Genomic DNA, 25,793 nt, shown 5'->3' with positions numbered 1-25,793 from the left:
TAACTGCTGTTTTTAATTTCAATTCATAATATTGTTTTTTTTTGCAATATTTTGTACCCATATTTGTATTTTTTTGTCTTGTCAAAGTAAAAAATTTACCTCTTATTGTTTCCTGTTAAATCAAACCACTTATTTTATTTCTTGCATTCTAATTATACACTGATAAAACAAATATAAATCCAAAGGAAAAAATTACCTGAAATGATTGTAGTGAACTGATCCAAAGAAAATTTCTTGAACAATCTGACTTTTATAATTTAAACCCCATTCAACCAATCAAACAACCCAAATTTTTTATATGTTTCCTCTGCATAAATTCAAAGACACCTTATTGGACATAAAAAAACACCTCTCGCAAAGTTTTTAAACTCTGCGATTGGTGGTGCTGTCTTCTTCAAGAGATTGTATCCTTTATCCTCTTAAAATCCTGCCACCTATTTTGCCTTTAAAATTGACTACAGGACTTGATGTTTTTGTTTGCCATTTTACATTTTTTAACTGTTCCATGTAACACTTGAGAATACTCCATAAAACAAAAATGGCTGGGGTGGGTGGATTCGAACCACCGGAATGCAGGAGTCAAAGTCCTGTGCCTTACCGCTTGGCGACACCCCAACTTATTTTATATATGGGGTGGATAATGGGACTCGAACCCATGACCTCCAGGGCCACAACCTGGCGCTCTAACCAACTGAGCTATATCCACCGCCTCTTTAACAAGCAAATCATATTATAAAGGCAACAGCCCAGTTAGTCAATAGCGATTATATGTTTGTAATTGTTAAACTTTTTATAAGCATGGTTGCAAAGGATCCCGCAGGAAGATAGAATTTTATCCTTAGCTTATAATACCCGCTGTAAAAATCATCCTCTTCAAAGCTTGAAACCTCAAGCTTTTCTGGAAAGACTATGGCAGGTCGTAAAAATGATTTAAAATACCAGCTCTTAATCCTTTCAATATCAAAATCAGAAGGTTTTACTCCTCTTTCGTTTAAAATCTCTAAAATAGCGTTATTTACAATATCACTCACATATGGTATTTTTGATGAAACGGTTGGAATGTGGAGGTTTTTTAAACTATTTAAAGACTTTGTTGAAAGTGTAGTGTAAATCAAGTAGTCCATAATTTTCCCCTTTACAGGTTTTAACAAATCAACATAATAAGGCAAAACTGCAATCAATGTCCTGTTCCATATATAGCTCTGGTAAGCAGAAAGAAAAATAGACATCTCTTCTTTGGGAATAAGATTGAGTGCTCTAATTAAATAGTGTCTGCTCTTACCTTTTAAAAGAGTTTTTATAATATCCCTTTCTACCTTCGTTTTACAAAGAGGCAGTATCTTTTCGAAATCTCCCCAAAGCTCAGAGATTTTTTTCTTCCTCTCCTTTTCTTCTTTTTTATCTTCAGGATGAATGGTTGTAAAGTAAAGTTTGAGAGCACCGTTGTAATGTTTTTTAACAATCTTTTCGCCTATGAACTCATCTTCACTTTGACTGCTTCCAAACCGCTGGTCATCAAAGTAGTTGGGAAAGCCAAACTGCTGCACTTCATTTAATCTTCGTAAAATTTTCTCATCCTTATTTTTTAATTTTCTTATTGTTATTTCAAAAAAATTCCCTTCAAGAATCAATGGTGATACAAAATCATCTGAATACCCTATAAACTCTACTTTTACGTTTTCTTTATTAAAATTTATGGTATATTCCCTTGGCACAGAAATATACTGAAAAGTAAGTGCATGCCTATCTTTTCTGCCTGCACAGCCAATCTTCTCAAGTGAAATCTTGTTCTCTTTTGAGATGATCCTGAGAGCATCAACCGTGTTCCAGTGCCTTTTTGTCAAAAGATAAATCTTGTATCTCCCCGACGGTTTTATCTCTAGCTTAAGTTTTTCTTTTACTACAAAATCCTCTGGCAAAACCTTAATTTTCAAACTATTATCACCCTTTTAAATCCTCAATTTTTCAAAACTCTTATTGACACCTTATTTTATTATGATATCATTATATATTGTTGTCAACAAACTATATTACTGAAAATTCGGGTAATAATAAATAATTATGAGGAGGTGGTAGAAGTGGATGTATTAAAAGCTGCTGTTGATTTTGTACAGAACAAGACAAAAGTTGAGGTAAATCAAAGAGATATAGAAAAAATACTCTCTGCACTAAATTCCACAAACCATTTTTGGGAAGTTATTTTTTTGTCACAAAAACCGTTTGCTGTGGTAAGAGAAACAATTAACTATCTTATTTCAATAGATTTTGCCAAGACGGATGAATCAGGTAACTTGATATTAACAGAAAAAGGAAAAGAATTTATAAGCACTAACAATATTCCTATTGTAAAAAATTACACATGTTCTTATTGCGAAGGAAGAGGAATAGTCTTTTCTGAAATCAAGGATGCTTATGAGAAGTTTAAAGAGATTGTCAAGACAAGACCTGATGCAATTGTTGAGTTCGACCAGGGATACGTCACAGAAGAAACAGCATATTCACGAATTGCGCTGATGATTAAAAAAGGAGATTTGGTTGGAAAAAAGCTAATAGTATTTGGTGACGATGACCTTGTTTCAATTGCAGGAGCACTAACAAAACTCCCTAAAGAGGTCATAGTTTTAGAAATTGACAAACGACTTGTTGACTTTATAAATCAGGCTGCAAAAGAATACAATTTAAATCTCAAAGCTATTGAATACGATTTTAGAAATAAACTTCCTGAGGATTTTGTTAAAAGCTTTGACACATTTACAATAGACCCACCAGAGACAATTGAGGCTTTGGACCTATGCTTTACAAGAACAATTTCAAGCTTAAAAGGTGCAGGTTGTGCAGGCTACTTTGGTCTTACAAACATCGAAGCTTCGCTTTCAAAATGGCATGAATTTCAAAAACTTTTGTTGAATAAGTTCAATACAGTTATTACGGACATCATTGAGAACTTCAATCATTATGTAAACTGGAACTATCTCCTGCCATCACTTGAGAGTAGACTTCCTTTTGTAAATGTTCAACCAAAGCTTAACTGGTACACATCAAGTATGTACAGAATTGAGCTTGTAAAAGATGTTGAAATTAAAAATGACTATATCAACTGTGAGCTTTATATTGATAATGAGGCTATACTGTATAAAGAAAATTAATCCTTGCTCTTTTTCTCTTTTTTATGTTAAAATATTGTGTGGCTTTTTAAGCTTCTGATGAGAAAAGGGAGGGAAATAAAGGATGGCAATGTGCGAAGTTTGCGGTAAAAAAGTCTCTTTTGGAAATAAAGTAAGCCACTCAAACAAGAAGTCAAGAAGAACATGGAAGCCAAATGTAAAGAAAATAAAAGTTCTTCTGAAAAATGGTCAGAGAAAGAGAATATATGTTTGCACAAGCTGTATAAAGGCAGGCAAGGTTGTCCGTGCTTAAAATAGAAAAGTTCAAGATAAGCAAATTTATCTTGAACTTTTTTCTTTATTTATCATCACTTATTTTAAACAGCTTTTTTATTAACTTGCTCAAAAACCTTGGCATTTTGAACACCATGATTCTCATTTTACTTCCATCTCCCATCCTTTAAAAATAGATATATTCCTGCACTTATTAACACCACTGCAATTATAAAAGCTAAAAGCCAAGGGGGCATCAGTAGTGATATTAAAATACCTATACCGATGATAAGTAGTACAAGACCCAACCAATTTTTGTTTTTGTGTAAAAAATGCTTGCTCATATCATAAATATATTCTTACAATAGCTGGCTTTATTCTATTATATTCATTTGAAAATAGATGGGTGACAAAAAAGGGTGGAAACTTTTTTAGTGTCCACCCTTTTGTATTTTAAATCAATCCTTTAAAAACTCAACCGTTTTATCAAGCACCAATCTTTCCCATTCATACTTGTTAAATGTGTGGTCAGCACCTTCTATCTCAATAAGTTCAGCCCTATCTCCTAAAATCTGTTTATATTTTCTTCCAACCTCGATAGGTACAGCTTGGTCATTTGTTCCATGCAAAATCAAAATCTTGCCAGGATATCTTTTTATTTCCTCAAAGAAATCATATTTTTGCAGGTCGTAATAAAAATCCTGAGAAAGTAAAAGTCCACCTAAATCAACATATCCCTTCTCTTTGATTGTTGGATTTGTCTCAACCACATTTTTTGCAATCTCTTTCATATTGCCTGCAGGTGCCCACAGAATCACCTTGTAAAGTTTTTCTTTATACTCACCAGCAAGGTAAGAGGATATTGCACCGCCAAGCGAAAGTCCAACTATTGAAATCTTCTGCTTGTCAACAAAGTCAAGAGAAAATAGATACTCTAAAATACATCGTGCATCGTCAATCTCACGCGTAACTGTCATATCATAAAACTCTCCGTCTGACTCGCCAGAGCCCGCAAAGTCAAACCTCACACTTGCAATCCCATATTGCTCTAAAAGTCGCGAAAGTTTCACAAAGATAAAATGAGGCTCCATTTTGTTGCCTGTAAATCCATGAAATATAGCAACAGCAGGAATTTTCCCCTCATATTCCTCAGGTGTATGCAAGTAACCTCTTAGCACTTGACCTATTTTGTTTTTGATCTCAACATGCTTTTGCATTCAAAATCCCCCTTGGCTTTATATTGCTCTACAGGTCTCCCCCTCAATAATTGAGTGTTCAACAATCAGTCTTTTGTACGTCTTGTAGGGCTCTTCAAGTTCTTTTATTAACATCTCAGCTGCATAGTATCCTAAATAAAATACATTGGTATTGATGGTTGTCAACCTTGGCGAGGATAGCTTCGAAAAAATTGACTCATTAAACCCTATCACAGACACGTCATACCCAACTTTCAAGTCAAGCTCCCTGCAAGCACGTATTGCCGCATATGCAACAACCTCGTCAATACATACAATAGCCGTTGGCCTGTTTTTCAGCTGCAACATCTGTTTTGCCTTTTCATAAGAACTTTGCTCATCAAACTCAGTAAACATAATGTATTGGTTCTCCCCAGGAATTTTGTATTTGGCAAGAGCACTTTTGTAACCCGAAAGCCTATCTTGAGTAAGAACAAGATTTTCCATTCCACCCAAAAAACCTATTTGAGTATGTCCAAGCCGAATTAGATACTCTGTTGCGTCAAACGCAGCTTTTTTGTTGTCGTTGTCGACCCAGTTCACATAGTCCTTATCCTTGTCAGGCGACCCTATCAACACAAAAGGAAATTTTAGATTTCGCAAGTATTTTATTGCATAGTCGTTTATACGTGAGGTCAGAAGTATAAAACCATCAACTTTTTTACTTTTAATAAGCCTCTCTAAACTTTCTTTTTCTTTTTCAGGAGGCACAATCGAAAGTACTATTTCATATTCAGTATTGTTTATATAGCTGCAAATACCAGACACAACCTGGTCAAAAAACGTAGAAGTCAGTATCTGCTCAAGCCTTCTTGGCATAAAAATGCCTACCGAATAAGCCTTTTTCATAACAAGACTTTTCGCACTTGCATTTGGGATATATCCAAGTTTCTTTATCGCTTCCATCACTCTCTTTGTTGTCTCAGGAGAAATTTTTGCTTTTCCGGATAACACTCTTGACACTGTGGAAGGTGAAACACCTGCTTCCCTTGCTATGTCTTTAATAGTTACCATCTTAATCTCATCCCAACTCTTTCTTACCTTTATTCATTTAAAGTTCAATTTCAATAATACCAAATATTCTGAAAAATTGCAAATTATACTGACAAGTTTGATTGTTTTTATGTTTCAGAAGATTTTATCTCCGGCAAAGTCATCTCAATCACAAAATGATTGTCACCAGTTGAATATGTTATCAAATACGAACCCTCAGGATAATACAGTGCAAACCTGTTTTTTAAAACATTCATTACCTCTTCAATCTTCTCATAATTTTTTATGACATCATTGTAATATACTCTTATATTCAGCATTCCTGATATTTCAAATATTGAAAGCTGTATTACACTTTTTATTGGAAGCTGTCTTTCCGAACAGCTAGTAAAAAGTTTTGCAATAAAACTCAGCGTCCCATGAAGTATAAATCTATCTTTCAAACTATCGTCGTGGAAGTTTACAATTATTTCAAAATTGTTCTTAAGTGAATAAACACAACCAGAAAGAATTGTTTGAAATAATGTCACCTCGTACCATAACGGAACAAAAATGCGGTTTGAATATACACTTGCTTCTAAGGTGTCTAAAAGTGACCTTGCAAGCCCTTCAATTTCTTTTTGCTCTTTTTCAACTGCTATTTCATATATAAGTTGAATATTTCTTATTATCATTTCTCTGTAATCAAAAATAAATTGGTTTTCAGCCTCGTTTTCTTCGTTTATTAAATAAAATTTATTCTTTAAAGCTTGCACAGCACTTTCAAATTTTTTACCATCCTCATTGAAAAACTCAAAACTATTCTCTATTGATTTTAAAATATTTTCTACCTTTCTTACTCGTTCACCAAATTCATTTATTATGGGTAAAATCCCAAAAACATATCCTACAGTCACAATCAAACTCAAACTTATACAAATCAAAATCCATGATACTGTATTATATGTACGTGTTTGAAACTGAATATATAAAACAAGTCCAAAAAATAACAAAAGCTCTGTAAACGTAACTATCCCATACACTCTCGTAAACTTTTCTTTCATAAACTTCTCACCAACTGCTAATCCCTTTCTTGTATTCTTTTTAATATATACCCATATTTTTGAGGTATATGCATAAAAAGCTTAGTTTTTCTTTATCAAAACACCTGTATGTTAATTCAATTTTAATATTACTCAAACGGTATTAGCAACTACTTTTTGATTGTAAAATTTCACAAAAATCTAAACACAACTTTTATACTCTTTTCACGACCCTTTGATGAGGCAATTTCAATGGCTTTCTGATAATCTTCAAGTTTGAAATAATGAGTAATAAGCTTCTGATATGGAATTCCGTGCTGCTGAATAAGACTCATTGCAAGCTGATACGTTGACATTCTGTATTCATTTATATTTTCTGTGCTGTAACAGTAAGCTCCTCTGATGTTTAGTTCTTTAAACCAAATAGGAGTCAAATCTAAATGTTTTACAACAGAGGCAAGCCCTACAAGAATATAGCTTCCTCGCTGTTTTGTAAGCCACATCCCGTCTCTGATAGTTCTTTCTGTCCCTACACAGTCAAATACCTTATCAAATCCCCCAAGTATCACCTTATCACCAATCATTGGTTTATATACTTTAGCGCAAGTTACTTTTGCCAAATCATCCAAATACCCTTCTTTGGGCTTTACCACTGTGTTTGCCCCAAACTCTTTTGCCAAATCTGCTTGAAAATCATATTTTGCAATGGCTGTGATATCAGCTGAGCTTCCAAGCTTTCTCAAGCTCCAAATAACCAAAAGACCAATTATACCAGCTCCATAAACCAAAACCTTCTCGCTATCTTTTGGAAAATTTCTCATAACAGGATGAAGAGCAGATGCTAATGGGTCAATCAAAATTGCCTCTTCATCTTTTACAGTTGCAGGTACCTTTATAACTTGCGATTTGTGCGCAACAAAATATTCACCCCACGACCCGCCTGTTGTATTGCACGCACCCATAATTGTGCCAGGTGAAAGCTTCCCTTCTGTTATATTAAGACAGGTTGAAAATTCTTCTTCCTGACAAGACGGGCATCTTGGAAGTTCTCGAGCATCACAATCAAGCACTGGGTCAACAATGACTCTGTCACCTATTTCAAATTCAGAAACAGCTTTTCCTTTTTCAACTATCACTCCAAGATTCTCATGTCCTATGACAAAAGGAAATGAAGCAAAAGGTGAGGTTGAGGGTGAGTCGTGCAAAAATATGAGATTTAAGTCAGAACCACAAATTCCTGCATATGTAGTTTTTATTTTTACATAATTTTCTGAGGGAAGAACAGGTTCGGGAATTTCTTTTAGCGCAATACACGAAAATCTATTGTAATAAAACTTCTTGGAAATTTTACCAAGTAAAAGAGCCCTTGTGTACTTTGCAACATTTGCATCAAACACAACTGCTTTCATTTTTCATTATCTCCTTTCTCTTAAAAATTTTGTCAGAAACTTTAAGAGGCTGCACAGTAACCATTGCAGCCTCTTACAATTTAAAGCTCATATTTAAATTATATCGTATTTCTTGCCCAAGTGTTCAAGAACATCTAAAGTTCTATCAAGATGCTCTTTTGTATGCCCAGCTGTAACAGACATTCTAATTCGCGAAAGCCTTCTTGGTACAGCAGGATAAAATACAGGATTTACATATATCCCTGCTTCATGAAGCTCCCTGCACATTTCTTTTACCTTGTAATCATCACCAATAATTATTGGAAAGATAGCGGTTTGCTGGTTGCCAAGGTTAAATCCAAGCTTTAAAAGGTTTTCTCTAAAATACCTGATATTGTCCCAAAGTCTTTGTCGCAGCTCCGGTTCTTCCTCAATAACATTTAACGCTTCAATTAAAGAAGCTGTTGCCTGTGGGGTTGGTGCTGTTGAAAACATATATGCCCTTGAGTAAAAGTGCAGATAGTTTACAAGCTCTTTATTTGTTGCGATAAATCCACCAACAGCACCAAGCGCTTTTGATAAAGTTCCTGCAACTATATCAACCTTGCCCTCAACGTTGCAATGTTCAGGTGTTCCTCTTCCGTTTTTGCCAATCACCCCTGTGGCATGAGCTTCATCAACCATGACAAACGCACCATAAGCATGTGCTATCTCAACAATCTGGTCAAGCGGGGCAATGTCACCATCCATAGAATACACACCATCAACTATGACAAGTTTTGTGTTGTACTTGTCTTTAACCTTTTTTAATACTTTTTCCAAAGAATCCATATTGTTGTGTCTGAAAAACTCTACATTTGTGTTTCTACACCCATCAATTATGCTTGCGTGAACATACATGTCAAGTATAGCAACATCCTTTTCGTGTAGAATTGCCGAAATTGTTCCCAGATTTGAACCATAACCGCTTGTGTAAATTAGAGCATCTTCACAACCTTTGAACTTTGCAAGTTTTTTCTCAAGCTCTACATGAATGTCAAGTGTTCCACCAAGAAGTGGTACAGACCCAGCACCTGTTCCATACTTTTTAATAGCTTCAATTCCTGCTTTGATTGTTCTCGGATGTTTTGTAAGATTGAGGTAGTCGTTTGATGCAAGGTTTATCATCTCTTTAACCTGTCCTGTGTAATGGTCAATAATCTTCATGGTTGGACCAGACCCTGTGAGTGAAACTCTTCTGTATTGATAATGTCTTCTTCTGATATAATCTTCCTTGTACTCCCAGAATTCCTTTGCAAGTTCCATAATATTTTTATCTTCACTCTTCATAAAATCAGCAAGTGAAAATTTTGTTGTGTCAATCATATCTTTTCAACCTCCTTCTGAACACATTTTTGTGCACATACATAACTTAAAAAAAGAATTATTTAAAAATTGGATTTCCGCTACTGTCTATGTCAAGATGAAGAGCTGCAAAGTCTTTCCCAAGCCCCGGCATTGCAATTATATCACCGCACATGACAAGTATAAATCCAGCTCCATTTTTAATTTCTATGTCTGTAACATTTAATATAAAATCTTTTGGTTTCCCGAGTAATTTTGGGTCATCAGAAAGTGAATACTGAGTTTTTGACATACAAATTGGAAAATGTTCAGTCTTGAGATTTTTTATAAGCTCAAGTTTTGACAAAGCTGCTTTAGAAAATTGTACATTTTTGGCCCCATAGATGATGGTTGCAACTTTTTTAATTTTTTCTTCAATAGAATCACTGTCCTCATAAACAAAGTTAATCTTTCTTTTTTTATTGCTCAACTCTATAACCTTTTCAGCAAGCTCAAGCACACCTTCTGACCCGTTAGCATATGCAGTAGATACAGAAAATTCTACACCCTTTTGCTCACAAAAAGACCTGACAAGTTCAATCTCTTCCTCTGTATCATCCGGAAACTTATTTAAAGCTACCACTGTCTCAAGTCCCATAATTTTAAGATTTTCAATATGCTTTTCTAAATTCTCAAGTCCTTTTTGAATAGTTTTTACATCACTTTGCAGCCCACCATTTGCTTCAATCCTCGAATGATGTTTTAAAGCCTTTGTTGTCACAACTAAAACAGCAGCGTTCGGATATATTCCAGTTTTTCTTGCAACAATATTAACAAATTTTTCTGCTCCCAAGTCAGAACCAAAACCTGCTTCAACAACAACATAATTAGCAAGTTTTTGAGCAATCTTTGTAGCAACAATACTATTTGTACCATGCGCAATGTTTGCAAACGGCCCACCATGGACGATTGCAGCAGTATTTTCAGAAGTTTGAACAAGGTTTGGTTTCAGTGCATCTTTTAACAAAAGAGCCATGCTTCCATGGACGTTCAAATCCTTGGCATACACAGGTTTTTTGTCATAAGTAAAGCCTATCAAGATATTCCCGAGTTTTTCTTTGAGATCATCATAGCTCATCGAAAGACACAAAACTGCCATAACTTCAGAAGCAACAGAGATAACAAAACCATCTTCTCTTATAGCACCTTTTTGGTCAGATAGTCCAACTATTATATGCCGAAGACTTCTATCATTCATATCTATTGATCTTTTTATAGTTATAGACTTTGGATTTATTCCAAGGCTATTTCCATGATAAATATGATTATCAATGGCAGCACAAAGAAGATTGTTTGCAGAGGTCACAGCATGAATATCTCCAGTAAAGTGAAGGTTTATATCAATTGAGGGCAAAATCTGAGACGCACCGCCACCCGTTGCCCCACCTTTTAGACCCAAAAAAGGTCCTAAGGAGGGTTCTCTTAAAGTTACAATAGATTTAAATCCTAGCCTATTTATTGCCATTGAAAGACCAATTGCAGTTGTAGTTTTTCCCTCTCCATAAGGCGTTGGATTAATAGACGTTACTAAAATAACCTTGCCGTCTTGTACTTGTGCTTTTTTCTTGAAGACATCCAAACTGATTTTTGCCTTGTACTTTCCATAAAGTTCAATGTCCTCATCGTCAAGTCCTATTTTCGCTGCAATCTTGGATATAGGCTCAAGGGAGGTCTCCTGCACTTTTGATATGCTTTTCATAGGTAGATTTCACCTGACCTTTTGATATGTTTTGTTTAAAAATTTTTCGCGATTTACAATAAACCTTTCGTGAACTCCTTCTCCAATCTTCTCAAAGCTGTCGTATGCCTCCACTTTAAATGTGAGTTTTCTGTCTTCAATGGCAATCAGCTGGGCAACTGCTTTTACTTTCATTCCCTTTGGAGTGGGCGCTAAATGCAAAACATCTACTTTGCTTCCAACTGTAGTATAGCCTTCTTCCAAGTAGTTCTCTACACAAAGAAGTGCTGCCTTTTCCATCAGCGCTATCATTGAAGGAGTTGCAAACACATCCAAAAGTCCACTTTGAAAATGAGAAGCAAGCATACTATCGTTCACTACTTCATCGATCTCAAATTTAAGTCCAACTTGAAGTTCTGGCTTTTTCAATTAAATGCGCCTCCCTTTGAATGAACCTTCTGGGCTTCTACGGACACCATCCAAAACATCCTGTTGTAGTGCACAATTTTGTTCACAATATATGCTTTAATAAATATATTACTTCTATTTTGTGGAATTGTCAATTATAATATGAAAAAGTTTGACTTGAAAATGCTGATAAGATAAATTATAATTGATTTTGCAAAATGAAAAAGGCGGAGAGATGGCCGAGTGGTCGAAGGCACACGACTCGAAATCGTGCGCACCCTCAAAAGGGTGCCGTGGGTTCGAATCCCACTCTCTCCGCCATTTTTATTTTAACTTTTCTACACACTAAATTTTCTACTTCTGTAATATCTGCTTTGAAAATAGGCAGACCATTTAAAATTTGTGGTATAATAATATTCAATTCAACATTTTTTATCCAAAACAGTGCACAATCTTTCAAAGGAGATGAATACAATGATTGCAGAAGTATTTGGTGTGTCAATTATTGCAGGATTTGTAGGTTCTCTTCTGGGAATTGGAGGGGGACTCATTGTCATCCCTTTTTTGTCAATTGTATTCAAGTTCAATATGCACCAAGCTGCAGCAGCCGGGCTTGTATCAGTTATTGCAACATCGTCTGGTGCTGCATCTGCCTATGTCAAAGATAGGCTTACTCATCTTAGAATAGGAATGTTCTTGCAGCTTGCAACAGTCATCGGGGGTGTACTTGGAGCAATCTTGAGTGGCATTTTGTCTGCAAAAGTTTTGTCACTCATATTTGGAATTCTGCTTTTATACAATTCGTTTTTGATGATAAAAAATAGAAAGTCGGATGAAAAACCAAAATCTTCAAGTCTTCAAATATCAAAATGGGCAAAAAAGCTTAAACTTTACGGAAACTACTTCGACAAAATCCAAAACAGAAAAATAGAATACAGTGCACAAAATATTGCTGGTGGTTTTTTGATGATGACATTTGCGGGAATACTTTCTGGTCTTTTGGGTATCGGAAGCGGAATTTTCAAGGTTTTAGCACTTGATACTATAATGAAACTACCTTTTAAAGTCTCAACTGCAACAAGCAATTTCATGATGGGTGTGACTGCCTTGGCCAGTATTAGCATATATCTTGCAAGAGGTGATATTGTGTACGATGCATGTGGGGCTGTTGCAGTTGGTGTACTTGTTGGTTCTGCAATAGGTGCGCGACTCATGCCTTACATAAAATCAAAGTACCTTCGCGTAGCATTTGCCCTGATTTTAATTTATACCTCAATTGAAATGATTAGAAAGGGGCTGTTTTAGATGGAAAATAGAAAAACAGCAACAATGGAAGATATAATAAGTATTGTTTTGAGAGCTGGAGTGCTACTTAGTATAATTATTATCTGTGCAGGACTTTTTTTGCACATTGTGCTAGAAATTTCTGTAGGAAGCTTGATTATAAAAACAGGGCTTTATATTCTTTTCCTGACTCCTTTTGCAAGGCTTGTTGTCTCCCTTTTTATGTTCCTTATAGAAAAAGATTTGATATACTTTGCTATAACGTTGGCTATAATTGTGATTATAGTGGTAAGCAATCTGCTTGTATCAGCTAAAATTTAAATTCTTATAAAATATGAACAAAAAAGCCACAGGATTTGCATTTTCGAGCTTCCCGTGGCTTGATTGTTTTATTCATAGATTTGTAATACTGTTTTTATCTTGTCAAAAGCTTCTTGTTAAACACGTTTTTTAGTGTCATCAAGATATTATATATCCAAACAATCAACAAAATCCAAACAATAGCCTTTGAAAACCAATTTATTGTTGAAAAATTGAAACTTAAGTTTACCTTAAAACTTGCAAGCGCAAATATGCCAACTGGGAATATATATGCCCAGTATGCAAGGCTAAAGGGAATTTCTGTTTTAAGACTTCTTATCCACAGTACAATCAGTGCTATAAAGATCCAAAGTCCAAATCCCCAAAGCATTGTTGCTCCTATGTTAAACAGGATGGGCAAAAATGTATCATTTACAAGTCCTGCTACCTTGAAGCTCTGGGCAAAACCTTTTATAGCAACAATTGATGCACCAACAGGTGCAAGTAGAATAAACATTGTTGGAAAATGCCCTTTTTCAATGGGTTCCTGCAAAATAAATCTTCCTTTGATTATAGGCAAATAGGTCAAAAATAGTATAAATCCTATTCCAAACATAGCTAAATTTATAAAAGTTATTATACTTTTTTCATTGCCATCAAGTACATTTCTGTTGATAATTTCATTTCCAAGTATAGGTGCTATTATATTTCCAACAGGTGGCATAAAATATGCAAAGTTCAAAATTGAACTTGGTATCTCCTTGTGAGAAAGATGAACTACGAATGTGATTATTGAAAATACTACCATAAGAAAACTTCCCGTATAGAATGAAAACTTTGCAAAAGCAACTGAAAAGTCACTACCAAAGTATAATTTATTGACTAAAATGTTCAATCCTATAATCATAAGAGAAATTGGCATTGTGGCAAAGTAGTTTGATAAAAGTGGATTTTCAAGGTCTTTCTTTACATTTTCAAATCCCACAAACCATCTCAAAAACCAAATTAAAAAGATTATCGCAAAAAATATAATGTTAATCAAGGTGAATGTATAAGATAAGAAATCCTGACCAATAGCCTTAAAAAGATTTGCTATAATACCTGTACCCATGCAAACAACAAACCATGAGGGATAAAAGTTTTTGATAATATTTTTCATCATTTTTTTACCACCTTTCATAATTGTATAAGAATATAATTATATTATAATGCGCAAGAGGTTTAATTTCAATCAAAACTTGCAAACATGGAAAATAGTATTATAATTCTTTTATAAGCAATACATAAAATAAGCCTACCAAAATCTTCTTAAGAAGGGATGATAAATGTGATACCACTTTGGGAAAATCAAAATGATATTCCTCTTTTTGACTCTGCAAACCCTTTTATACCCCATCTTGTGCCATTCATAATTGAAAGTAGCAATCAGCTACCTTGCATAATTGTATTTCCTGGCGGCGGGTACACACACAGAGCACAACATGAATCAGAACCCGTTTGCCTGTGGTTAAACTCTATTGGAATTTCAGCATTTGTACTAAACTACAGAGTACAGCCTTACAAACACCCTGCTCCTCTTTTGGATGCCAAAAGATCAATTAGACTTGTAAGATACTTTTCAAAAAAATGGAACATTGACCCAAACAGAATTGGTGTTTTGGGCTTTTCTGCAGGTGGGCACTTGGCGTCTTTGGCTGGTACACATTTTGACAGCGGTGACAAGAAAAATAATGACCCTGTGGAAAGAATTTCAAGCAGACCCGACTGTATGGTTCTGTGCTATCCTGTTATAAGCCTTGCCGAGTATGCACATGAAGGCAGCAAAAAGGCCTTGCTTGGCGAAAACCCAGACCCAGTTTTAGTTTGGACTCTTTCATCCCACAACATGGTTTCAAGCAACACACCACCAACATTCTTGTGGCATACAAGCGATGATAGTAGCGTTTCTGTCGAAAACTCTCTCTTGTTTGCAATGGCTCTAAAAAAATATAAAATACCGTTTGAACTTCACATCTTCCCTCATGGAAGACACGGACTTGGTCTTGCCGATGACATTCTACATGTCAAAGAGTGGACAAAGCTCTGCGAAAAATGGTTTGAAAGCATAGGATTTATAAGATATAATGTTTGATAGCAAAGTATTTTCAATTTTAAAAGAAAGGGATTGTAAATGTTTCTTAGAAAAGAAGGGAAAAGAACTCAAAAAAAATTAATTAAGGAAAATAAGCTTTTGGAGGCTGCATACAATCTTTTTATTGAAAAAGGAATCACAGCTACTGCAATAGATGAAATAGTAAAGAAAGCTGGCGTTGCAAAGGGAACTTTTTATCTTTATTTCAAGGATAAAGAGGATATTCTTGAAAAACTAATTCTCAAGAAAAGTAGTGAGATTGTTAAAAAAGCATTGCAAGAGGTATCTACAAAAGATTTTACATCACCTGTTGACAAATTTCTTTATTTTCTTGAGTATATTATAGACTATTTGAGTAAAAACAGAGTTCTTTTTAAATTTTTAAAAAAGGACTTTTCTTGGGTATTTTATAAAAAAATTACAGATAATGAACAGTTCACAGAATTAAAAAGAGCAAAAGAGATGTTCTTAAAAAATTTTAATACAAACTATACCCAAGAAGAACTTGAGATAGTTGTTTTTATGATACTTGAGCTTGTAAGTTCGCTCACTTACTCGAGCATTGTAAATAATGAACCTGATTCTATCGAAAAGGTAAAACCTCTTCTTTTGTCCACAATTCGAAAAATTCTTGAAAATTAAATTTCACAATTTTTTAATTTCCTTTTACAATCTTTTCACAATTTGTTCACATATCCTCTCTTTTTTTGCCTTATAATAGATATTACAAAAAAAATTGTACAGAAGGAGCTTAAAAAAAAACTACGATGGACACAGCTTTAATTTTAAATAAAACAAAAATTATAAAATCAATATTTGCATTTGGCACGGATATTAATTTTATCTTTTATCAACCAAACTTTGTAAGTGTATTTGACAGGGCTCACAGAATCATCTTAGATATGGAAAATAAGTTATCGGTTTTTAAGCCCAAAAGTTTGGTATCAAAATTGAATAGATACGGAAATTACATCCCAATAAAAGTTTGCCCGGAGGTTTATGATCTTATAAAAAAATCTGTTGAGTACAGCCTATTTTCAGAAGGCTATTTTGATATAACTGTAAAAAGACTTATGGATGTTTGGAAAGAAGCAAAACAAAAAAATCAGATGCCAGCAAAAGATGAAATAGAACTTGCTCTTGCTTTTTCAGGATCAGTCAATGTGCAGCTTTTACCAAACTACAAAGTAAAGCTTAAAAACAAAGTCAACCTTGACTTTGGAGCCATTGCTAAAGGTTTTGTAGCAGACAAGATACGTGAGATTTTTGAACAGGAGGGTATAAACTCAGCAATCGTCGACCTTGGCGGGCATATATTGACTGTTGGGAAAAAAAATAATGAAAACTTTTGGAAGGTGGGAATTCGGCATCCTTTTAAAACAAGAGAAGATGTGCTGGGTTTTTTAGAGCTTGGTAGTACTTCAGTTGTAACATCCGCAAGTTATGAAAGGTATTTTACAATTGACGGCAAAAAATTTTCCCACATAATCAATCCAAAAACAGGATTGCCTGTAAATGATGACATTGTAAGTATAACCGTTGTAGATACAAATTCAACATTTGCTGATGCGATGTCTACAGCTCTTTTTGCAATGGGATTTAAAAAGGCCATAAACTTCATACAGGACAGCAAAAACATTGAAGCAGTAGTTGCTACTTCTTTTCGAGAAATATATATAACACCAGGGCTTGCACAAAGGTTTACCCTGTGCGATAGCTCATTTAGAGTTATCAAGACAAATGAGGTGATTGTTCTGTGACAAAAAGAGTAATGCCAACACAAATTTTAAGATTTTTTATCCAGCTTATTTCATTTATCTTCTTTCCTTTTTCTTTTGCAATGCTTTTATCTCAAATAAAAAGTCTGTATTTAGCATTTTTGGGCAAGGAAAATTTTTTATTTAATCAAAACTTTATAATGCTTATTATAACCTTAATTATCACAATCTTTCTGGGAAGATTTTTTTGCGGCTGGGTATGTGCGTTCGGAAGCATTTTAGAATGGGTACATTTTTTAGGCAAGAAACTCTTTAAAAAGACATTTGATATGCCTAAAAAATTAGATAATTTTCTTAAAATGTTAAAATATCTGGTGCTTACTTATCTTATTGTGATTGTGTGGACATTTGGTAAAACTTCTTATGCTGACCCCTGGAATGCCTTTGACAACCTGCTTTCTTTGAATTTTGATATAAAGACATACTTGCCAAGCTTTATATTTTTTGCATTTGTATTAATCTTGAGCCTTTTTGTAAACAGAGCCCATTGCAGATACTTCTGTCCACTTGGTGCAATCTTTAATATAATCTCCAGAGCAAAACTTTTATTTGTCAAAAAGGCAGACAAAAACTGTGGAAAGTGCAGAATATGTAGTATCGCGTGCCCAATGGGAATAGATATGAGCAACGTCGAAAATTACAAAGGCGAGTGCATAGCGTGTGTAAAATGTATTGAAAGCTGTCCAAGGTTAAATATTGAGCTGAACATCACAAAGACCAAAATAGACCCACGGTATACTTCTGCCGCAGCCATTGCAGGCGTGTTTTCAGTTGCAAGTTTTTTTGCTACTTCTTCTGTTGAGCCATTGAACAAAAAATTTGTATCTGCAAAACCTTCAACAACTTTTTCACAAAGCATTCGAACTGAAAATAATAAAGACTCAAGAGAAAACCAAACAGAATCAAAAAACACAAGCTTTGGCAGCAAAAATTCCCAGGCTACTACACAAAAATCTACTCCTAAAATTTACAAAGATGGAATATACACAGGTGAGGGTTTTGGATACAGACCAGGGCTTGTCGTTCAGGTTATAATTAAAAATGATAAAATTACAGATATTAAGATAATCTCTCATCAGGAGACACCAAATTTTGCCCAGCTACCATTTGAGATTATTCCAAAAGAGATAATAGAGTCTCAATCAACAAATGTTGATATTATCTCTGGTGCGACAAGAACGTCTTATGGTATTATCATGGCAGTTGAAGATGCACTCAGTAAGGCAAAAATTGAAAATGATGAGTCGGCACAAAATTAAAAAGTACACGGGCTGCTCAAAACTAAAAGGATTGAGCAGTCCATTTTTTTCGTTTGTTATCTTTTAACATATCCACGGACGATAAAATTCATCCATGCCCAGTAAATACTCTGTAAAATCTCGTTGTTTAAACTCTATATCTTCAATCCGCAAAACAGGGAAAATACCAGCTATGCTGCTTGTAATAAAACACTCATCCATATCTTTGATATCATCTATTTTCAGGCACAACTTTCTTACCATATATCCTAACTTTTCAGATACTCTTATTACATGTTTTCTTACAATGCCAGGAAGCAAGCCGCACGAAATGTGAGGTGTGTAAATCACCTTATCTTTTCTAAAAAAGATGTTGGAAAACGCTGCCTCGCATACAAAGTCATCTTGATTGAGAAAAAGACAGCTGTCAAATCCTTTTTTCTTAGCACTTTTTTCTTCGATTAAATTGACACCTATATTGGTAGTTTTTATATAGTTGAGTATATTAGCGTTATCCTTTCTTGTCCGTGCAATTTTCAGCTCAAATCCTTTTTGGAAAAGATTTTTGCTATACCTTATTTCTTTTTGAGCAAAAATCAAATTGCCATCAACATAAAAAATTCTTACCCCACCATAGTCTTTGCCACAAGAAACTATATACCTTTCTATAGCTTCCTTGAACTTTTCAAACTCTAAATCACACCCAAGTCCAAGTATCCAGAAAGCTCTTTTAAATCTTTTAAAATGCTCAAACAAAAAATGCACACCTTTTTTGTCAAAATAAATTGTCTCAAAAGGAACTAACCCAAAGCTATACGACTGAAAAAACTCCTCCAAAATTTCAGCCTCCTCTTTACACACCCGTAAAATCATTTATTCCCAAAAGTTCTAAAAACGGGCTCCCTTTGTAGATTGTCTCCCACCACTCTTCTTCTTCTTGGGAGTCCCAAACAATTCCGCCTCCAACACTAAAATATGCTGTGTCCTCTTCTATAACAAGCGTTCTTATTGCAATGTTAAAATCCATGTTGAAATTGTTTGAGATATAACCAATAGAGCCACAGTATATCCCTCGCGGACACTTCTCAAGTTCCTCTATAATCTTTATAGCATTTAGCTTTGGTGCACCTGTTATTGATCCGCCTGGGAAGGTTGCTTCAATTATTCTTTTTAAATCCATACCCTTTAGAAGCTTTCCCTTTATGGTTGAGACAAGATGAAAAACTGTTGAATATTCTTCAACATCAAAGAGTTTTACAACTTCAATGGATTCTGGCAAACATATCTTTGCAAAGTCGTTTCTCTCAAGGTCAACAATCATCAAAAGTTCAGACCTGCACTTAATATTGTTATATAGTCGATCTCTCAAAGCTCTATCTTCTTCTGGAGTCTTTCCACGCTTAGATGTACCTTTTATCGGTTTGGTTATGATGGTATCTCCTCTTTTCCTCAAAAAAAGTTCGGGCGATGTTGATATGATAGATGCTTTTGGAAACTTTATATACGCATGGTAACAGCCATAGTTTCTTTTTCTGAGGTCAAAATACAAAAAGTCAGGATCAAATACTCCTTTTACAAAAAAGCGCTGTGAAAGATTTACTTGGTAAACATCACCTTCAAAAATATAATCCTTTATTCTTTTCACTGCCTGCATGTATTCTGACTTTTCAAAGTTGCACCAAGCTCTTTCAACCTCAGACTTTTTAAAGCTTGGCAGGGCAAGGTTTTCATTTTTTAGTATCTCTTCAAATTCCATTGCTAAGGCTTTTGATGTGAAAGAAGCATATGTCTTTTTTTCAAAGTGGTCAATAATCAAAAAATCCTCAAAATATCCAAAATATGCTTTTGGAACAAGAGAAGTATCTTTCTTCCTTTTAATTTTAAAAAGGTCAACACCAAAGTTGTAAGAAAAGTATCCTGCAAAACCTCCATTGAAGACAAAGTCGGAATAGTTATATTTGTCTGTCACTTTGTTTGAAAGCTGAGTTAAATACTCAAAAACATCATCCTCTTCATTTAAAATAAAAACTTCTTTAGGCTTTAAAAACAAAAAGGAATATCTTCCATACTTTTTACTTAGCATATTACTTTCAAGCAAAACTGAAAAATCAGTTTTCAAATAATAAAAAATCATAAATGGGTCAGTTACTGTGTTGTAAACTAAAATCTTCACTTTTATTTTTCACCCTTTTAAAAAATTTTTAAGCATCAAAAGTCCATGCTGAGTTGCAATTGACTCAGGATGAAACTGCACACCTTCTATTTTAAACCTTTTGTGTCTTATACCCATAACCTCTCCCTCTTTTGATACTGCTGTGATGGTAAGTTGTGTGCTGTCAACATCATCTATCACAAGAGAGTGGTATCGCACAACACGAAGAGGGTTTTTGAGTTTTTCAAATACTCCTTTTTTATCGTGAAATATTGTATCAATAATACCGTGCATAGGCCTTTTTGCCTTCTTTAACTTTGCCCCAAAGAACATGCCAATTGCTTGATGTCCAAGGCATACACCAAGAATATTTTTTGATTCTTTAAATTTATCTATGATTTCAAACAAAATATTATCGTCAGTAGGTCTTCCTGGTCCAGGAGAAAGAACAATGTGAGTCGGGTTTAGCTTGTAAATATCTTCTATAACAAGCTTGTCACGGTTTATCACAATGGTAGACACTTTGAGTCTTAAAAAATAGTTGTAGAGATTATACGTAAACGAATCAAAATTGTCAACAATCAACACCTTCATTATAAACACACCCTCTTTTTCTTGCGCAAGAACATTTTATAAGGTATCATTTCTGATACCTTATATCAAAAAAGTGCATTCTTGTATTCCTCTACTTTTCACTATTATACTATAACTTGCAAAGGCACACATCAACATTTTGCAACCATCAGCTAAATTATAGCTATTCACAAATTTCAAAAAAGGATTATAATTTTACTTACCCGAAAATTTTGAAAGGAGTTGAAAAGGGAAAATGGCAAAATCAAAGGTATATTTTACAGACTTTAAAACAAAACCAGGGTATAATATGCTTGATAAGCTTGAGAACCTTGTGAAAAAGGCAGGGATTGAAACAATCGATTTTAAAAACAAGTTTGTCGCTATCAAGGTCCACTTTGGAGAACCAGGAAACCTTGCGTATATAAGACCTAACTATGTCGCAAGGATTGTAAAACTCATCAAAAGTCTTGGTGGAAAACCGTTCGTGACAGATGCGAACACACTTTACACGGGAAGAAGAAGCAATGCTCTGGACCACTTAGAAGCTGCGTATGAAAATGGGTTTAACCCGCTTGTACTTGGTTGTCATGTAATCATCGCAGATGGTCTGAAAGGAACAGAGTACAGAGAGATTGAGGTGAACCTTAAACATACTCAAAAAGCAAAGATTGGCTCTGCCATTGCAGATGCTGATATTATAATCTCAATGAACCACTTTAAAGGTCATGAGATGACAGGGTTTGGTGGTGCTATCAAAAACATTGGAATGGGTTCGGGCTCGCGCGGCGGAAAGCTTTTTATGCACTCATCCTCAAAGCCGGTTATAAAGACATCAAAATGTGTTGGCTGCGGAATGTGTGTCAAAAGCTGCGCACAGCTTGCTATAACTTTGAATGAGAAGAAAAAAGCGGTAATTAGCTATGAAAAGTGTGTTGGATGCGGCCAGTGCGTTGCTGTGTGCCAGTTTGAAGCGGCAACTGTAAGATGGGATGAGGCAGCGTCAATCGCAAGCGAAAAGATTGCTGAGTATACCTATGCAGTTTTAAAAGACAAACCCAATTTTCACATAAACTTTGTCATGAACATTTCGCCTGACTGTGACTGCTGGTCACACAATGATATTCCTGTTGCACCTGATATTGGTATTGCAGCGTCATTTGACCCTGTTGCGCTTGACAAGGCATGTGTTGACCTTGTAAATAACTCTACGTTCATACCGGCTGGCTCTGCACTTGAAAAGGCAAAACACATAGAGGTTGATGGAAAAATTGACAGGTTCAAGAGCATTCATCCTGACACAGACTGGAGAGTAGCACTAAAACATGCTCAAGAGATTGGGCTTGGAAGTTTGGAGTATGAGCTTGTGAAGGTATAGACATTCTTTCTTGCCAAACTACTGTTTTTCTGGTATGATAAAAATCATAATAAAAAATAAAATCAAAAAAAGCTGAATTCTTGTGTAAAAAGCACAGGATAGGGGGGACCCACTTTTTTGGGGTGAATCAAGGCATCTTGCCTTGTAGGGCAAAAATTCCCTTTCTGCCCGAACCCGTCAGCTAACCCCCGAAGCTTTGAAAGGGAGGTTGTGTTTTTGAATGTAAAATTTAATCAAAAGACTCATATTCTTGAGATTGAATATCAGTTTAGGGATGTTGAAGAGCCAAATCTTTTCAGAAACATCTATCCTTACAATGAAGTGCCAAGGCTTGTATTCAATCACAGGATTGTGCCCATGAACGTGCCAGAACGACTTTATATAACTGACACTACTTTCAGAGACGGTCAGCAATCACGCTCACCTTACACTGTTGAACAAATCTGTAGAATTTATGACTACTTGCATGATCTTGACAATGGAAGTGGGATAATTCTTCACACAGAGTTTTTTGTCTATTCAAAGCAGGACAAGGAAGCAGTTTTAAAATGTTTGGAAAAAGGTTATGATTTCCCAAAGGTGACTGCTTGGATTCGCGCAAAAAAAGAGGATTTTGAGATTGTAAAGAGCCTTGGTATCAAGGAAACAGGAATTTTGGTTTCATGCTCGGACTATCACATTTTTAAGAAGCTCAAGATGACACGAAGCCAGGCAATGAAGCAATATTTAGAAATTGTGTCAGCAGCTTTAGAGGCAGGAATTATTCCAAGGTGCCATTTTGAAGACATAACACGTGCAGACTTTTATGGGTTTGTCTTGCCATTTATTAATGAACTTATGAAACTTTCAAAAGAGGCAAACATGCCTGTGAAAATTAGAGCATGTGATACGCTGGGGCTTGGATCACCAATACCAGGTGTGGCTCTGCCAAGAAGCGTTCCTCAAATAATCTATGGTATTGTCAACTATGGTGAAGTGCCATCTGAGTGGCTTGAATGGCATGGGCACAATGATTTTTACAAGGCTGTGATAAACTCTACAATGGCATGGCTTTATGGTGCCTCAATGGTAAACACATCACTTTTAGGAATAGGTGAACGAACTGGTAACACCCCATTAGAGGCAATGGTGATGGAATATATTCAGATAAGAGGGTCTGCAGACGGCATGAACGTTGCTGTGATATCTGAGATTGCTGAGTATTTCAAAAAAGAAATAGGGTATGAGATTCCTCCAATGACGCCTTTTGTCGGTGAAAACTTTAACGCAACACGGGCAGGAATCCATGCAGATGGACTTATGAAAGATGAAGAGATTTACAATATATTTGATACAGGAAAGATTCTGGGGAAGCCTCCTAAGGTTATTATAGATGCATACTCAGGCATTGCAGGAATTGTAATCTGGATAAACAGGTATTTTAAAGACAGCGGTATTGACATTCAGGTTGACAAAAAGGACCCAAGGGTTCAGAAGGTCAAAGAATGGGTAGATGGTCAATATGAAAACGGAAGAAATACATCAATAAGTGATGAAGAGTTAAAAGAGGTTGTAAACAGAATATTTGGACTGTAAAAAAACAAGCAAGGCTGCCACTTGAAAACGGCAGCCTTATGTTGTATTAACAACCCTTTCTTGTGCTGGGGGAAAAGTAATTTTTTATTTTTGTCCATATTTTGCCACGTATCTCTCATGAGCTCTTTTTACCTCATCAGGTGGAATCTCGATAGGCTCGCCCATCATCTTTGCAATAAATACTGTTTTTGCAACATCTTCTACCATAACAGCCGCTTTTACTGCCTCATCAACAGTCCTTCCTATTGTAAATACTCCATGGTTTTGAAGAAGAATTGCCGGACTTTCTCCTATATACTCAACTATCACCTTGCCTATATCTTCACCACCAATCTGAGCATATGGTCCGCATGGAATCTCACAGCCAAACTCATCGGCAATTGCTGTCAAATACACTTTTATTGGCTGGCCCAGTGCTGCAAATGCCGTTGCATAGTTAGAATGTGTATGGACAACAGCATTTATGTGTGGCATGTGCTTGTATACATAAAGATGTGTGAGTGTGTCTGTTGAAGGTTTTAAATTCCCTTCAATAACGTTTCCGTCCATGTCAACAACAACCATTTTGTCAGGTGTCAAATCATCATACATAACACCAGACGGTTTTATAACAACAAGGTTTGTTTCAGGGTCGCGTGCTGAGACATTACCAGAGGTCCATGTGACAAGACCAAATTTCGGAAGATAAAGATTGTATTTGCAAACAAGTTCTTTTAAACTTTCAAGCATTCCTGTAATCCTCCTTTTGTTGAATTTCTGTATATAATGTCACATTCTATTTCTTCTTTAATAATCTTTCGTGTTTTTTTGATCATTGAAACTGCTGCTTTTGCCGCCATCTCACCAAGTTTTTCTTTTGGGTGCTCCACAGTTGTCAGTTTAATGTCTGTCAGGGTTGCTAAAAGGGAATTGTCATATCCTGTGACCGAAATGTCTTGAGGAATCTTAAACCCCATCTCCTTTAACTTTACACAAAGAGGAAGAGCAATCTTGTCATTGTAACAGACAGCTGCATCAAATCTCTCTCTTGATATGACTTCAGCAGCTCTGTTATGAACAAAATTATACTCCTCACTTGTGAAAAAGATTGCATCAAACTCTGCCTGTGCCTCCCTGCACGCTTTTTCAAAACCACTGTATCTTTTTATCCCCTGCAAATCGTCGCCTTTGAAAATGCCAAGAAGCTTTTTGCAACCGCTTTTTATGAGGCTGCATGTAAGCCTGTAAACAGCTGACTGGTCTTTGGTTATTATGTAGTTTTGAGCAATTTCTTCTAAAATAGTATTGATGAAAATCACAGGGATGTCTTTTTGTATGAGTTTTCTATAAAGCTCTTGATTTTTGGAAGGCAAGGCACTTTTTGTTGGTTCTATTATGACAGCGTCTATGTTGGGGTTGTTTATTATGCTCTCCAAGTGGTATCTTTCAAATTCATAACTGTTGTCAGTCGAAAACAGCAAAAGACCGTACCCTTCATGTGCTATCACCTTTTCAATTCCTCTTATAATCAGGGGAAAGATGTAGTCAGATATAAATGTCGTTAAAACTGCAATGCATTTAGAGCTGTCTGCAGTTTTCTTTGCAACAAACGTGCCTCTTCCTTTCTGCGACACCAAAAGTCCCTCAAATTCGAGCTCCATTATAGCTCTTCTTACAGTGTGCCGCGAAACTTTGAACTTTCGTGACAGCATATTCTCTGAATAAATCTTCTCGCCCTCTTTAAACTTACCAGAGTTGATTCCTTCAATAATGAAATCTTTTATAATCTCATATTTGGTTTTGCTCATCTTATCATCATCTTGTCCATACAAGTTTATTTTTATCATACCACTTTAAAATTTTTAAATCAATACCATTATTTAACTTGCAGGCCGCCCCTAAAAAGCAAAGGTAGTTTTCA

Annotated in this window: 24 protein-coding genes, 3 tRNA genes and 1 riboswitch; of the genes, 11 read left to right on the top strand and 16 right to left on the bottom strand. The window is 35.4% G+C overall.

Translation table 11 applies throughout. The annotated features are described in order from the left end of the window. Positions 1-539: 539 nt before the first annotated feature. The 3 genes from CaldiYA01_RS01940 to truD all read right to left on the bottom strand — a co-directional run bounded on the left by CaldiYA01_RS01940 (position 540) and on the right by truD (position 1,934). Positions 540-615: transfer RNA gene (locus tag CaldiYA01_RS01940), tRNA-Gln, on the bottom strand. Positions 616-629: 14 nt separating this feature from the next. After that, positions 630-706: transfer RNA gene (locus tag CaldiYA01_RS01935), tRNA-His, on the bottom strand. Between the two features lie 58 nt (positions 707-764). Next, the gene (gene truD, locus CaldiYA01_RS01930) at positions 765-1,934 is read right to left on the bottom strand and encodes a tRNA pseudouridine(13) synthase TruD (protein ID WP_207180771.1); all 1,170 of its coding nucleotides are present in this window, start codon (positions 1,932-1,934) and stop codon (positions 765-767) included. Between the two features lie 144 nt (positions 1,935-2,078). On the opposite strand from truD, the gene CaldiYA01_RS01925 reads away from it, so the two are divergent. Together CaldiYA01_RS01925 and rpmB are read left to right on the top strand one after the other, a co-directional pair. Continuing rightward, on the top strand, positions 2,079-3,146 hold the full coding sequence (locus tag CaldiYA01_RS01925) for a bis-aminopropyl spermidine synthase family protein (protein WP_207180770.1): 1,068 nt from the start codon (positions 2,079-2,081) through the stop codon (positions 3,144-3,146). Between the two features lie 82 nt (positions 3,147-3,228). Next, positions 3,229-3,417, top strand: coding sequence for a 50S ribosomal protein L28 (rpmB, locus tag CaldiYA01_RS01920; RefSeq protein WP_207180768.1), 189 nt, complete (start codon positions 3,229-3,231; stop codon positions 3,415-3,417). 418 nt (positions 3,418-3,835) lie between these two features. Here the strand turns inward: rpmB and CaldiYA01_RS01915 are convergent, their stop codons facing one another. From CaldiYA01_RS01915 to CaldiYA01_RS01885, 7 genes are all read right to left on the bottom strand, one after another. After that, a complete protein-coding gene (locus CaldiYA01_RS01915) occupies positions 3,836-4,594 on the bottom strand; it encodes an alpha/beta hydrolase (RefSeq protein ID WP_207180766.1) in 759 nt (252 codons plus the stop codon). Positions 4,595-4,612: 18 nt separating this feature from the next. Further along, positions 4,613-5,626, bottom strand: coding sequence for a LacI family DNA-binding transcriptional regulator (locus CaldiYA01_RS01910; protein ID WP_207180764.1), 1,014 nt, complete (start codon positions 5,624-5,626; stop codon positions 4,613-4,615). A 107-nt stretch (positions 5,627-5,733) separates the two neighbouring features. Then, positions 5,734-6,648: a sensor histidine kinase gene (locus CaldiYA01_RS01905; RefSeq protein ID WP_207180762.1), complete on the bottom strand. Its 915-nt coding sequence runs from the start codon at positions 6,646-6,648 to the stop codon at positions 5,734-5,736. Between the two features lie 170 nt (positions 6,649-6,818). Beyond that, positions 6,819-8,036, bottom strand: coding sequence for a zinc-dependent alcohol dehydrogenase (locus CaldiYA01_RS01900; RefSeq protein ID WP_207180760.1), 1,218 nt, complete (start codon positions 8,034-8,036; stop codon positions 6,819-6,821). 93 nt (positions 8,037-8,129) lie between these two features. Beyond that, complete coding sequence (locus tag CaldiYA01_RS01895) at positions 8,130-9,380, bottom strand: aminotransferase class I/II-fold pyridoxal phosphate-dependent enzyme (RefSeq protein WP_207180759.1); 1,251 nt, start codon at positions 9,378-9,380, stop codon at positions 8,130-8,132. A gap of 58 nt (positions 9,381-9,438) precedes the next feature. Then, the gene (locus tag CaldiYA01_RS01890) at positions 9,439-11,097 is read right to left on the bottom strand and encodes a formate--tetrahydrofolate ligase (RefSeq protein WP_207180757.1); all 1,659 of its coding nucleotides are present in this window, start codon (positions 11,095-11,097) and stop codon (positions 9,439-9,441) included. A gap of 9 nt (positions 11,098-11,106) precedes the next feature. Further along, positions 11,107-11,505 (bottom strand): thioesterase family protein, encoded by a 399-nt coding sequence (locus CaldiYA01_RS01885; protein ID WP_207180755.1) that lies wholly within the window; start codon positions 11,503-11,505, stop codon positions 11,107-11,109. A 208-nt stretch (positions 11,506-11,713) separates the two neighbouring features. Between CaldiYA01_RS01885 and CaldiYA01_RS01880 the strand changes: the two genes are divergently transcribed. From CaldiYA01_RS01880 to CaldiYA01_RS01870, 3 genes are all read left to right on the top strand, one after another. Next, a tRNA-Ser gene (locus CaldiYA01_RS01880) sits at positions 11,714-11,805 on the top strand. Positions 11,806-11,958: 153 nt separating this feature from the next. Next, a complete protein-coding gene (locus CaldiYA01_RS01875) occupies positions 11,959-12,789 on the top strand; it encodes a sulfite exporter TauE/SafE family protein (protein WP_207180753.1) in 831 nt (276 codons plus the stop codon). Then, the gene (locus CaldiYA01_RS01870; RefSeq protein ID WP_207180751.1) at positions 12,790-13,089 is read left to right on the top strand and encodes a DUF1634 domain-containing protein; all 300 of its coding nucleotides are present in this window, start codon (positions 12,790-12,792) and stop codon (positions 13,087-13,089) included. Positions 13,090-13,183: 94 nt separating this feature from the next. On the opposite strand, the gene CaldiYA01_RS01865 is transcribed toward CaldiYA01_RS01870, so the two are convergent. Beyond that, positions 13,184-14,230, bottom strand: a complete 1,047-nt coding sequence (locus tag CaldiYA01_RS01865) for a TDT family transporter (protein ID WP_238480574.1) — start codon at positions 14,228-14,230, stop codon at positions 13,184-13,186. A 165-nt stretch (positions 14,231-14,395) separates the two neighbouring features. Between CaldiYA01_RS01865 and CaldiYA01_RS01860 the strand changes: the two genes are divergently transcribed. The 4 genes from CaldiYA01_RS01860 to CaldiYA01_RS01845 all read left to right on the top strand — a co-directional run bounded on the left by CaldiYA01_RS01860 (position 14,396) and on the right by CaldiYA01_RS01845 (position 18,236). Further along, complete coding sequence (locus CaldiYA01_RS01860) at positions 14,396-15,199, top strand: alpha/beta hydrolase (RefSeq protein WP_207182700.1); 804 nt, start codon at positions 14,396-14,398, stop codon at positions 15,197-15,199. A gap of 39 nt (positions 15,200-15,238) precedes the next feature. Beyond that, the gene (locus tag CaldiYA01_RS01855; protein ID WP_207180749.1) at positions 15,239-15,841 is read left to right on the top strand and encodes a TetR/AcrR family transcriptional regulator; all 603 of its coding nucleotides are present in this window, start codon (positions 15,239-15,241) and stop codon (positions 15,839-15,841) included. Between the two features lie 125 nt (positions 15,842-15,966). Next, the gene (locus tag CaldiYA01_RS01850; RefSeq protein WP_207180748.1) at positions 15,967-16,959 is read left to right on the top strand and encodes an FAD:protein FMN transferase; all 993 of its coding nucleotides are present in this window, start codon (positions 15,967-15,969) and stop codon (positions 16,957-16,959) included. Beyond that, the gene (locus CaldiYA01_RS01845; protein ID WP_207180747.1) at positions 16,956-18,236 is read left to right on the top strand and encodes a 4Fe-4S binding protein; all 1,281 of its coding nucleotides are present in this window, start codon (positions 16,956-16,958) and stop codon (positions 18,234-18,236) included. The genes CaldiYA01_RS01850 and CaldiYA01_RS01845 overlap by 4 nt, the downstream gene beginning before the upstream one ends. Before the next feature lie 63 nt (positions 18,237-18,299). On the opposite strand, the gene CaldiYA01_RS01840 is transcribed toward CaldiYA01_RS01845, so the two are convergent. From CaldiYA01_RS01840 to CaldiYA01_RS01830, 3 genes are read right to left on the bottom strand one after another with little or no spacing between them, the layout of a single operon-like run. Next, positions 18,300-19,052, bottom strand: a complete 753-nt coding sequence (locus CaldiYA01_RS01840; RefSeq protein WP_207180746.1) for an aminotransferase class IV — start codon at positions 19,050-19,052, stop codon at positions 18,300-18,302. Positions 19,053-19,068: 16 nt separating this feature from the next. Beyond that, complete coding sequence (gene pabB / locus CaldiYA01_RS01835) at positions 19,069-20,388, bottom strand: aminodeoxychorismate synthase component I (RefSeq protein WP_207180745.1); 1,320 nt, start codon at positions 20,386-20,388, stop codon at positions 19,069-19,071. Between the two features lie 9 nt (positions 20,389-20,397). Further along, on the bottom strand, positions 20,398-20,961 hold the full coding sequence (locus tag CaldiYA01_RS01830) for an anthranilate synthase component II (RefSeq protein ID WP_207180744.1): 564 nt from the start codon (positions 20,959-20,961) through the stop codon (positions 20,398-20,400). Between the two features lie 235 nt (positions 20,962-21,196). Here CaldiYA01_RS01830 and CaldiYA01_RS01825 point away from each other — a divergent pair, with 235 nt between their 5' ends. Continuing rightward, positions 21,197-22,318, top strand: a complete 1,122-nt coding sequence (locus CaldiYA01_RS01825; RefSeq protein ID WP_207180742.1) for a DUF362 domain-containing protein — start codon at positions 21,197-21,199, stop codon at positions 22,316-22,318. Between the two features lie 60 nt (positions 22,319-22,378). Then, positions 22,379-22,530, top strand: a riboswitch (cyclic di-AMP (ydaO/yuaA leader). A 4-nt stretch (positions 22,531-22,534) separates the two neighbouring features. Next, the gene (locus CaldiYA01_RS01820; protein WP_207180740.1) at positions 22,535-23,893 is read left to right on the top strand and encodes a beta/alpha barrel domain-containing protein; all 1,359 of its coding nucleotides are present in this window, start codon (positions 22,535-22,537) and stop codon (positions 23,891-23,893) included. Positions 23,894-23,977: 84 nt separating this feature from the next. Here the strand turns inward: CaldiYA01_RS01820 and CaldiYA01_RS01815 are convergent, their stop codons facing one another. After that, positions 23,978-24,622, bottom strand: coding sequence for an L-ribulose-5-phosphate 4-epimerase (locus CaldiYA01_RS01815; RefSeq protein WP_207180738.1), 645 nt, complete (start codon positions 24,620-24,622; stop codon positions 23,978-23,980). Beyond that, on the bottom strand, positions 24,607-25,719 hold the full coding sequence (locus tag CaldiYA01_RS01810; RefSeq protein WP_207180736.1) for a GntR family transcriptional regulator: 1,113 nt from the start codon (positions 25,717-25,719) through the stop codon (positions 24,607-24,609). Before CaldiYA01_RS01810 ends, CaldiYA01_RS01815 begins: the two co-directional genes overlap by 16 nt. Positions 25,720-25,793: the final 74 nt, after the last annotated feature.

Source organism: Caldicellulosiruptor diazotrophicus (assembly GCF_017347585.1).
Classification (GTDB): domain Bacteria; phylum Bacillota; class Thermoanaerobacteria; order Caldicellulosiruptorales; family Caldicellulosiruptoraceae; genus Caldicellulosiruptor; species Caldicellulosiruptor diazotrophicus.
This window is presented reverse-complemented; position numbering and strand designations above follow the sequence as displayed.

Excerpts from the sequence above, each read along its gene's own strand:
- rpmB (WP_207180768.1), top strand. The coding sequence starts at position 3,229 with ATGGCAATGTGCGAAGTTTGCGGTAAAAAAGTCTCTTTTGGAAATAAA.
- CaldiYA01_RS01915 (WP_207180766.1), bottom strand. The coding sequence starts at position 4,594 with ATGCAAAAGCATGTTGAGATCAAAAACAAAATAGGTCAAGTGCTAAGA.
- CaldiYA01_RS01910 (WP_207180764.1), bottom strand. The coding sequence starts at position 5,626 with ATGGTAACTATTAAAGACATAGCAAGGGAAGCAGGTGTTTCACCTTCC.
- CaldiYA01_RS01905 (WP_207180762.1), bottom strand. The coding sequence starts at position 6,648 with ATGAAAGAAAAGTTTACGAGAGTGTATGGGATAGTTACGTTTACAGAG.
- CaldiYA01_RS01900 (WP_207180760.1), bottom strand. The coding sequence starts at position 8,036 with ATGAAAGCAGTTGTGTTTGATGCAAATGTTGCAAAGTACACAAGGGCT.
- CaldiYA01_RS01895 (WP_207180759.1), bottom strand. The coding sequence starts at position 9,380 with ATGATTGACACAACAAAATTTTCACTTGCTGATTTTATGAAGAGTGAA.
- CaldiYA01_RS01890 (WP_207180757.1), bottom strand. The coding sequence starts at position 11,097 with ATGAAAAGCATATCAAAAGTGCAGGAGACCTCCCTTGAGCCTATATCC.
- CaldiYA01_RS01875 (WP_207180753.1), top strand. The coding sequence starts at position 11,959 with ATGATTGCAGAAGTATTTGGTGTGTCAATTATTGCAGGATTTGTAGGT.
- CaldiYA01_RS01870 (WP_207180751.1), top strand. The coding sequence starts at position 12,790 with ATGGAAAATAGAAAAACAGCAACAATGGAAGATATAATAAGTATTGTT.
- CaldiYA01_RS01865 (WP_238480574.1), bottom strand. The coding sequence starts at position 14,230 with ATGATGAAAAATATTATCAAAAACTTTTATCCCTCATGGTTTGTTGTT.
- CaldiYA01_RS01855 (WP_207180749.1), top strand. The coding sequence starts at position 15,239 with ATGTTTCTTAGAAAAGAAGGGAAAAGAACTCAAAAAAAATTAATTAAG.
- CaldiYA01_RS01850 (WP_207180748.1), top strand. The coding sequence starts at position 15,967 with ATGGACACAGCTTTAATTTTAAATAAAACAAAAATTATAAAATCAATA.
- CaldiYA01_RS01830 (WP_207180744.1), bottom strand. The coding sequence starts at position 20,961 with ATGAAGGTGTTGATTGTTGACAATTTTGATTCGTTTACGTATAATCTC.
- CaldiYA01_RS01825 (WP_207180742.1), top strand. The coding sequence starts at position 21,197 with ATGGCAAAATCAAAGGTATATTTTACAGACTTTAAAACAAAACCAGGG.
- CaldiYA01_RS01815 (WP_207180738.1), bottom strand. The coding sequence starts at position 24,622 with ATGCTTGAAAGTTTAAAAGAACTTGTTTGCAAATACAATCTTTATCTT.
- CaldiYA01_RS01810 (WP_207180736.1), bottom strand. The coding sequence starts at position 25,719 with ATGATAAAAATAAACTTGTATGGACAAGATGATGATAAGATGAGCAAA.